Consider the following 7,234-nt stretch of genomic DNA (forward strand, 5'->3'; position numbering starts at 1 on the left):
CCGACACAGTCTTCACCTTCCGCAGGAACACCGGATTAGTGTGTCACCCAGCAGCAACCGAAACCTCATGACCAGCACGAACACGAAGCAAACCGCGGAACCACGGACCGACCTGTGCAAGTCAGGTGGGAGGGAGAGGGACGGGGTGGGGGCTAGTGCTTGAGGTCGTGGAGGATGGCGCGGAAGGTGTGGGGGGTGAGGAGGAGTTTTGGCCCGTCGGGGTTCTTGGAGTCGCGGACGGCCACGGCGTCGGGGAACCGCGCCACCTCCACGCACGCACCACCTTGGCCATCGCTCCGTCGTGCCTTCCGCCACTTGATCACGTCCACCGAACAACCGCCTTCCGTAGGAACTCACGGGAGTCGTCCACGCCCAGGGCGCGCGCCTGCAACGCCGAGAAGGCGCCGACCATGTGCAAGATATCCTCTCGGTCGCTCGTTGTGATGCCGCCCCTCGCGGCTGGCATGTGCAGCAACTCGTCACCGTTTGGCTGAGTGGCGAGGTTGAACGGTCCCTCAAGTCCCCGGTAATAGCGCATGGGGGCGATCTGAAGGGTGACGTTGCTCCATTCGGAGATGGTGAGCAGGTGTTCGCACTGCTCGCGCATGATTTCGGGGCTGCCCATGCACGTCCAGAGGACGCTCTCGAGCAGGACGATGTTGAGCATGGGTGGGTTGCCGCGCTGGAGGACGTCTTGGCGGCGGAGTCGTGCTTCGACGGCGGCCTCGTCCTGGAGGAGGGCGCGGGCGTAGGCGGGGGTCTGGAAGAGGCCGTAGACGAACATCGTCTCGAACGCGCGGAGTAGGGACGCGGTGCCCTCGGCCAGGGGGTAGTCGGCGAACCACGGCGGGTACCGGGTGGACTTGAGGACGTCGTCCCAGGCGTCCTGCATTTCGGTGCCGGATTCGAGGGCTTTGTCAAGGTCGGCGGCGAACTCCTTCGTGCAGCGGGTGGTCCCGGTCTCGACCTGGCCGATGTAGCTGCGGGTAACGGGTATCCGTTTTGCCAGTTCGAGTCGGGTGAGTCCGGCATCTTCGCGCAGGCTCGCCAGGGCGATGCCGAAGGCGATGGTCTGCCGGGTGGGCTTTCGTGACGGCATGCGAGCGTTCACCTTTCGGGAGCACTTGCAAGTAGGTGCAAGTGGTCTCGCTGCGCTGTCGCGCTTTGCTCCCCATATTACGCCATGTGGTCGACCCTTTGCGTTAAGTCACGGCACGACACGCGGAGGTGATCGGATGGTTGAGCCGGCGGTGATGGTGATCAAGGCGGAGGTGGGGGCCGTCAGGGAGGCGCGGGAGTTCGTCGGGCTGGTCTTCGGGGGGTGGGGGCTTGAGGACCACGTCGCGCGGACGGTGATCAGCGAGTTGGCGACGAACGCGGTCAAGCACGGGTCCCGGGATGGCGACTTGGTCGTCGTGCGCGCTTTTCGGAGGGACGACGGGTGCGCCGTCGTGGAGGCGTGGGATCGGTCCGATGCGGTGCCGGTGGTGCGGCCTGTCGACTACGCCGCTGAGAGCGGGCGTGGGCTGATGCTCATGGAAGCGCTCGTCCGGCGGTGGGGAACACGGCCGCTGAGCGAGGGCGGGAAGATCGTCTGGGCCGAGATCGAGCCGGTGCCCGCGTGAGCGACGGCATACTGCTGCTGTTCCTGCGGCAGGTCTTTCCGGAGTGGTCGATCACGCGGGACGGGGACGGCTCGTGGAGCGCCAGGGGGCGCCTGCGCATCTGGGCCTCGTCCGCCGACGAACTGATGGACGCGCTGGCCGTGGTGGTGCCGGACGCGGCGGAGCGGGTGGGGCGCTTCCTCGCTGAACAGGCGGGCGCGGGCTAGGAGTCCAGGAGGCGGGCGGCGAGGATTGTTGCGCCTTTTACTGCTGCCTGGTCGTCCAATTCCGTGAGTTGCAGGCGGGGTGGGACGCGGAACTTCAGGCGGGTGGCGAGTCGGGAAATCAGGGGCTTGAGCAGTTTCTCGCCTGCTTGTGCTAGGCCGCCGCCTATGACCAGGAGGGACGGGTCCAGGAGGAGGGTTGTGGCTGCTAAGCCGTCTGCGAGGGTGTCCAGGGCTTCGGACCAGACCTGTTTTGCTCGGTCGTCTTCTCGCGCGGCTCGGGCTATTACCTCTTCGGCTGGGATCAGGCCGCCGTAGCGGCGGGAGATGGCGGAGGCGGAGGCGTAGGTTTCCAAACAGCCCTGGTTGCCGCAGGCGCAGTCCGCGCCGTTCGGGCGTACGACCACGTGGCCTATTTCGCCGCTCCAACCGAGGGTGCCCGGGTAGGGCGCGCCGTTCAGGATCAGGGCTGCGGCTATGCCCGTGCCTATGGCCATGAAGACGAAGTCGTCGGTGTCTCGGCCTGCGCCCAGGACGGCCTCGGCCAGGCCGCCTGTGCGTACGTCGTGGCCTATGGCGACCGGAATGCCCAGGCGTTCGCGGGCCAGGTGCAGCATGGGGACGTCTCGCCAGCCCAGGTTTGCCGAATGGACGGCGGTGCCCCTTGACTCGTCCACTATGCCTGGTAGGGCTATGCCTGCTGCCTCGGCGGGGGAGCCGAGGGAGGTGGCGCGGGACGAGAGGTGGGCGGCGAAGTCGAGGATGCCGCCTACTGGGTCGGTTCGGTCGGTGGGGCAGGATTCCGTCGCCAGGACGGTGGGGCCGTCCACTATCGCGGCCTTCATTGAGGTGCCGCCGACGTCCAGTCCGATCAGGGTCATTTGACCGAGCCCGCCGTCAGGCCGCCGATGAGGTAGCGCTCGACGAAGATGAACAGGATGACGACCGGGATGATGGCTATCAGGGATGCGGCGAAAAGGTACTGCCAATGCGCCTGGTATTGGGTGACGAACGATGGGATACCGACCGTCAGCGGGCGGCGGTTCGGGGACGCGGTGACGGTCAGGGCGACGATGTACTCGTTCCAGGCGGCGATGAACGTGTAGACGATCGCGGTGACGACGCCCGGCATGGAAATGGGGAGGGTGACGCGGGTCAGGGCGCCCACGCGGCCCGCGCCGTCCAGGAAGGCGGCCTCTTCCAGTTCCTTGGGGATGCTGGAGAAGTAGCCGTGCAGGATCCAGACGCAGAACGGCAGGTTGAACGCCGCGTTCACCAGGATGAGCGACATCAGGGTGTCGGTCAGGTTCAGTGCGACCATTTCCCGGAAGATGCCGATGACCAGGGCGGTCGGCGCGAACATTTGGGTGATCAGGACCAGGAGGAGGAACGCGCCGCGGCCGCGGAAGCGGTTCCGGGCGGTGTAGTACGCGGCCGGGAGTGCGCAGGCCAGCGTCACCAGGGTGGCCACGGCCGCGACCGTCAGGGAGACCCGCAGGTACGTCCAGACGGGGGCGGCCGACCATACGTCGATGAAGTTCGACCACGTCCAGTGGGACGGCAGGTAGGTGCCCGGCGATTTCGTCAGTTCGCGTTCGGGTTTCAGCGCGGTGAAGAACATCTGCAGGTACGGCACCAGGAATGCGAGCGCCACCAGCCAGCCGATGCCCGCGAGGACGATACGGCGTGTCATCGGATCTCCTCACGCCAGCGGGCGGCCCGCAGGTAGAGCAGCACCATCACCAGGATCAGGACGAAGTTGACGACCGCCATCGCGCCGGACTCGCCGACGTTCTGGTCGTAGAACGCGAGCTTGTACATGTACGTGGTGGTCGTGTCGGTCTTGTGGCCGGGGCCGCCGCCCGTCATCGCCCAGATGATGGGAAAGCTGTTGAAAACGTTGATCACGTTGATGATCGAGGCGATCAGCACTGCCGGGCGCAGCAATGGCAGCGTGATGCCGAAATATGTGCGGAGCGGGCCGGCGCCGTCCACGCGGGCGGCTTCGTAGACGTCGGACGGAATCGTCTGGAGTCCGGCCAGAATGACGAACGACGTGAACGGCAGCGATACGAACACCGCGACCCACATCATCCACAGCATCGCCTCGGTGGGGTGCGCCAGCCAGTTCACCGGCTTGTCGATCACGTGCAGGTCGAGCAGGACGCGGTTGACCAGGCCGGAGTAGTTGTCCAGCATCCACTTCCAGATCAGCGCCGTCATCAGCACCGACGCCGCCCACGGGACGATCACGGCCCAGCGGACGACGCGGCGGCCGGGGAAGCGGGCGTTCAGCAGCTGGCCGAGGGCCAGCGACAGCGTCATCGTGACGATGACGATGCCGCCGACCCACAGTAGCGTCCGCAGCACGACGGGGATGAGGTCGTCCTCGCCGAACAGGTCGGTGTAGTTGCCGCCGCCGCGGTAGCCGACGGTGACGCCGGACGAGGTGATCTCCTGCAGCGACGTGCGGATCATCTCGATCACGGGCCACAGCACCACGACGGTGATGAGGACGAGCGACGGGCCGAGCCACAGCAGCGGGGTCAGCGCGCGCCCGGTCCGCCGGACGAGGGAGGGGCGGGGGACCCGGGAGGTGTGGGTCCCCCGCTCCTTGGCCTTGAGGTCCTGCACTCAGCCGGCCTTCTCGGCGGTTTCCTGGATCTTGTCCAGGACCTTCTTCGGGTCCTCGTTGGCGACGGCGGTGCCGAGGTCCTGCTTCACCGCGCCGGCGACCGCCGACCAGGCCGGGTTGGACGTGGGCGCGAACTTGCACGTCGGGAGCGCGTCCACGAACTGCTTCATGTACGGGTCGGCGCTGAGCGCGTCACCGGCCGACTTCGTCACCGGGAGGAAGCCCTCGGTGGTGAGGAACTTGGACGTGTTGTCCTTCTGGTAGAAGAAGTCGAGGAACTTCTTGATGGCCTCCTTGTTCTTGCCGTCGTCCTTCTTGAACGCGGCGAGGACGTCCATGACGCCGAGCGTGTTGTGCTCGGACCCGCCCTTGCTGGGCAGCGGCGCGACGTCGAAGTTCAGGTCCTTGTTCACCGGGTCGATGAATCCGGCCTTGGTGAACGGGCCGCCGATCGCCATGCCGATCTTGCCCTGCGCGAACTGGTTGAACACCGTCTTGCGGTCGGTGGTCTCCGGGTTCGGCTGGGTCAGCTTCGACTTGTTGAGGCCGCGGAGGAAGTCGAGGGTGTCGATGTTGGCCTGCTGGTTGATCGCCCATTTCCCGGACGCGTCGACCCAGCCGCCGCCGTTGTTCATCGCCCACGAGTAGAACTCGGCCTGCGACTCCTCGGGGCCGAGCGGCAGCCCGTAGCCGATCGCGCCCGTCTTCTTGATCTTCGCCGCGTCGGACTTCACCTCGGCCCAGGATGCGGGCGGGTCGCTGATGCCGGCCTTCTCGAACAGGTCCTTGTTGTAGAAGAGGAGGCGGGCGCTGGAGATGAACGGGAGGCCGTACTGGGTGCCGTTGTACTGCGCCTGCTGGACGAACGTCGGGGTGAAGTCGCTCAGCGTGGCGGGCGACACGACCTCGGACGCCTTGTAGATGAGGCCGTCCCGGGCGAAGTCGGAGAACGCGTTGTAGTTGAGAATGTCGGGGACCTGCTTGGTCTGGACGTAGGTCTTGACCTTGGCGTCCATCTGCGTCCAGTCGACCATCTCCAGGTTGACCTTGTAGCCGGAGTTCTCGGCCTCGAAGTCCTTGATCAGGGCGTCCCAGTAGGGCTTGGTGTTGTCGTCGTAGATCGCGGCGACGAACTTGATGGTCTTGCCGTCGGAGCCCCCGCTCGACGAACTGCCCTTGCCGCAGCCGCTGACGCCGAGGGCCACCGTCATGCCGACGGCGACAACGCCCACGAAGTGCCGTTTCATCTCTCCCCGCCTCTCCCGGTTCCGCGCGTGCAAAATAGTGCTCGGTGGGAAAGCTCACTGAGCACAATCGCGCGTGACGGGGTCGAAGATAAACACTGGTCCGTACCAGTTCAAGAGGCTTATTAAGCACGACTCGCAACCGTTACGCGGCACCGTGCGGGGCGCCGTTCTGGTCCGGTGCGCACGCTGGGCTGGTCTGCCCCTCCGGACAGCACCGTCCCGCTGTTCACTCGGAGCGCATCGCGTTTCCGTCCTGATGCGGCCACGGCCCCCCGCCTGCCTGCGGTCTGTTTTGCCCGGTCTTGACCGGGTAACCCGGCGCCTATCCGAGTGGACGACGAGGTGGACAGGACATGAAATTCCGGACCGGCACCGCCGCCGGCACGGCTCTCGGCACCGCCGCGGGCGCCGGCGGGGTCGTGGCGGCCCTGTCGGCCAGGCGCCTCGGCCGCCGCGTCCTGCACCGTGTCACGCAACGTGTCGAGCGGCGGCTGGAGCGCGAGACCCGGAGTCTCGTCGCGCGGGCCGAGCAGGCGGGTCCGCTGGGCAAGGCCGCGGTGGCCGGGATCAAGGCGCTGCGGGACGGCAAGTCCCCGTTCCGCGCGCTGGTGAGCTTCGGCTGGACGGCCCTGAAGGAGACCCTCGCCCGGATCTTCGGGCGCGGAAGGGGGAAACCGACCAACATCGTCGAACAGATCGACGTGGGTGCGCCGCGACGCCTCGTCTACGACCGGTGGACGCGGTTCCAGGACTACCCGTCCTTCATGAAGAAGATCGTCAGCGTCGACCAGGCGTCCGACGAGAAGCTGACCTGGAAGGCGAAGATCTTCTGGTCCAGCCGGACGTGGGAGTCGACGATCACCGAGCAGGTCCCCGACGAGCACATCGTGTGGCGTTCCAAGGGGCGGAAGGGGCACGTCGACGGGGCCGTCAGCTTCCACGAGCTGACCCCGGACCTGACCCGCGTCCTGCTCGTCCTGGAATACCACCCCGCCGGCCTTTTCGAGCGGACCGGCAACCTGTGGCGCGCGCAGGGCCGCCGGGCCCGCCTCGAACTCAAGCACTTTCGCCGTCACGTGATGACACAGGCGCTCACCAGCCCCGACGAGATCGAGGGCTGGCGAGGCGAGATCCGCGACGGCGAGACCGTCTCAACTCCCAAGTGAGGTAGCAGAACCATGGCACGCGGAAGCCTGATGGGCCGGACGCCCATCGGACAGCTGACGAAACATCTCCCCGGCGGGCGGCGCAGCCGCATGCCCGACCTGGGCCGCCTCTCGAAGAACCTCCCCAAGGGCGGGCGGGCCGCCGGTACGGCGGGCGGGGCACTGCTCTGCGCCGGCGCGGCCCTCCCCGTCCGGCGGGGCCGCCGCCGGAGCCCACGGCGGGCGGGGACGGAACCCCGCCGAGAGGCCAAAGCCCCCCCCGAAGAGGCGGCCAAGGGAAAAAAAAGAACAGACGGAGGGGGGGGCGACCACCACACGCGTGCTCGGCACGCCGAAGCACACACCCGCGCAGCCCACC

9 protein-coding genes are annotated in these 7,234 nt (G+C 67.0%); 3 read left to right on the top strand and 6 right to left on the bottom strand.

The window, feature by feature from the left end; all coding sequences use genetic code 11:
• Positions 1–152: 152 nt before the first annotated feature.
• Both HUX53_RS34475 and HUX53_RS34480 read right to left on the bottom strand, forming a co-directional pair.
• The gene (locus tag HUX53_RS34475) at positions 153–329 is read right to left on the bottom strand and encodes a DUF397 domain-containing protein (RefSeq protein ID WP_176407468.1); all 177 of its coding nucleotides are present in this window, start codon (positions 327–329) and stop codon (positions 153–155) included.
• Positions 320–1,099 carry a helix-turn-helix transcriptional regulator gene (locus HUX53_RS34480; protein WP_176407469.1) on the bottom strand — a complete coding sequence of 260 codons (780 nt, stop codon included), beginning with the start codon at positions 1,097–1,099 and terminating at the stop codon, positions 320–322. Before HUX53_RS34480 ends, HUX53_RS34475 begins: the two co-directional genes overlap by 10 nt.
• 136 nt (positions 1,100–1,235) lie before the next feature.
• On the opposite strand from HUX53_RS34480, the gene HUX53_RS34485 reads away from it, so the two are divergent.
• Together HUX53_RS34485 and HUX53_RS34490 are read left to right on the top strand one after the other, a co-directional pair.
• Positions 1,236–1,625, top strand: a complete 390-nt coding sequence (locus tag HUX53_RS34485; RefSeq protein ID WP_176407470.1) for an ATP-binding protein — start codon at positions 1,236–1,238, stop codon at positions 1,623–1,625.
• Positions 1,622–1,831 carry a hypothetical protein gene (locus HUX53_RS34490; protein ID WP_176407471.1) on the top strand — a complete coding sequence of 70 codons (210 nt, stop codon included), beginning with the start codon at positions 1,622–1,624 and terminating at the stop codon, positions 1,829–1,831. The genes HUX53_RS34485 and HUX53_RS34490 overlap by 4 nt, the downstream gene beginning before the upstream one ends.
• On the opposite strand, the gene HUX53_RS34495 is transcribed toward HUX53_RS34490, so the two are convergent.
• Genes HUX53_RS34495 through HUX53_RS34510 form a run of 4 tightly spaced genes read right to left on the bottom strand, consistent with a single transcriptional unit; the run spans position 1,828 to position 5,710 of the window.
• The gene (locus HUX53_RS34495) at positions 1,828–2,709 is read right to left on the bottom strand and encodes an ROK family protein (RefSeq protein ID WP_176407472.1); all 882 of its coding nucleotides are present in this window, start codon (positions 2,707–2,709) and stop codon (positions 1,828–1,830) included. The two genes, HUX53_RS34490 and HUX53_RS34495, sit on opposite strands and share 4 nt — an antisense overlap.
• A complete protein-coding gene (locus HUX53_RS34500) occupies positions 2,706–3,521 on the bottom strand; it encodes a carbohydrate ABC transporter permease (protein ID WP_176407473.1) in 816 nt (271 codons plus the stop codon). Before HUX53_RS34500 ends, HUX53_RS34495 begins: the two co-directional genes overlap by 4 nt.
• Positions 3,518–4,462 (bottom strand): sugar ABC transporter permease, encoded by a 945-nt coding sequence (locus HUX53_RS34505; protein ID WP_309237566.1) that lies wholly within the window; start codon positions 4,460–4,462, stop codon positions 3,518–3,520. Before HUX53_RS34505 ends, HUX53_RS34500 begins: the two co-directional genes overlap by 4 nt.
• Complete coding sequence (locus tag HUX53_RS34510) at positions 4,463–5,710, bottom strand: extracellular solute-binding protein (protein WP_176407474.1); 1,248 nt, start codon at positions 5,708–5,710, stop codon at positions 4,463–4,465.
• 353 nt (positions 5,711–6,063) lie between these two features.
• Between HUX53_RS34510 and HUX53_RS41960 the strand changes: the two genes are divergently transcribed.
• The gene (locus HUX53_RS41960; RefSeq protein WP_255205926.1) at positions 6,064–6,876 is read left to right on the top strand and encodes an SRPBCC family protein; all 813 of its coding nucleotides are present in this window, start codon (positions 6,064–6,066) and stop codon (positions 6,874–6,876) included.
• Positions 6,877–7,234: the final 358 nt, after the last annotated feature.

The organism is Actinomadura sp. BRA 177 (genome assembly GCF_013372625.1).
GTDB lineage: Bacteria > Actinomycetota > Actinomycetes > Streptosporangiales > Streptosporangiaceae > Spirillospora.

Coding starts and splice junctions, on each gene's coding strand:
- HUX53_RS41960 (WP_255205926.1), top strand. CDS start 6,064: ATGAAATTCCGGACCGGCACCGCCGCCGGCACGGCTCTCGGCACCGCC.
- HUX53_RS34495 (WP_176407472.1), bottom strand. CDS start 2,709: ATGACCCTGATCGGACTGGACGTCGGCGGCACCTCAATGAAGGCCGCG.
- HUX53_RS34500 (WP_176407473.1), bottom strand. CDS start 3,521: ATGACACGCCGTATCGTCCTCGCGGGCATCGGCTGGCTGGTGGCGCTC.
- HUX53_RS34510 (WP_176407474.1), bottom strand. CDS start 5,710: ATGAAACGGCACTTCGTGGGCGTTGTCGCCGTCGGCATGACGGTGGCC.
- HUX53_RS34485 (WP_176407470.1), top strand. CDS start 1,236: ATGGTTGAGCCGGCGGTGATGGTGATCAAGGCGGAGGTGGGGGCCGTC.
- HUX53_RS34480 (WP_176407469.1), bottom strand. CDS start 1,099: ATGCCGTCACGAAAGCCCACCCGGCAGACCATCGCCTTCGGCATCGCC.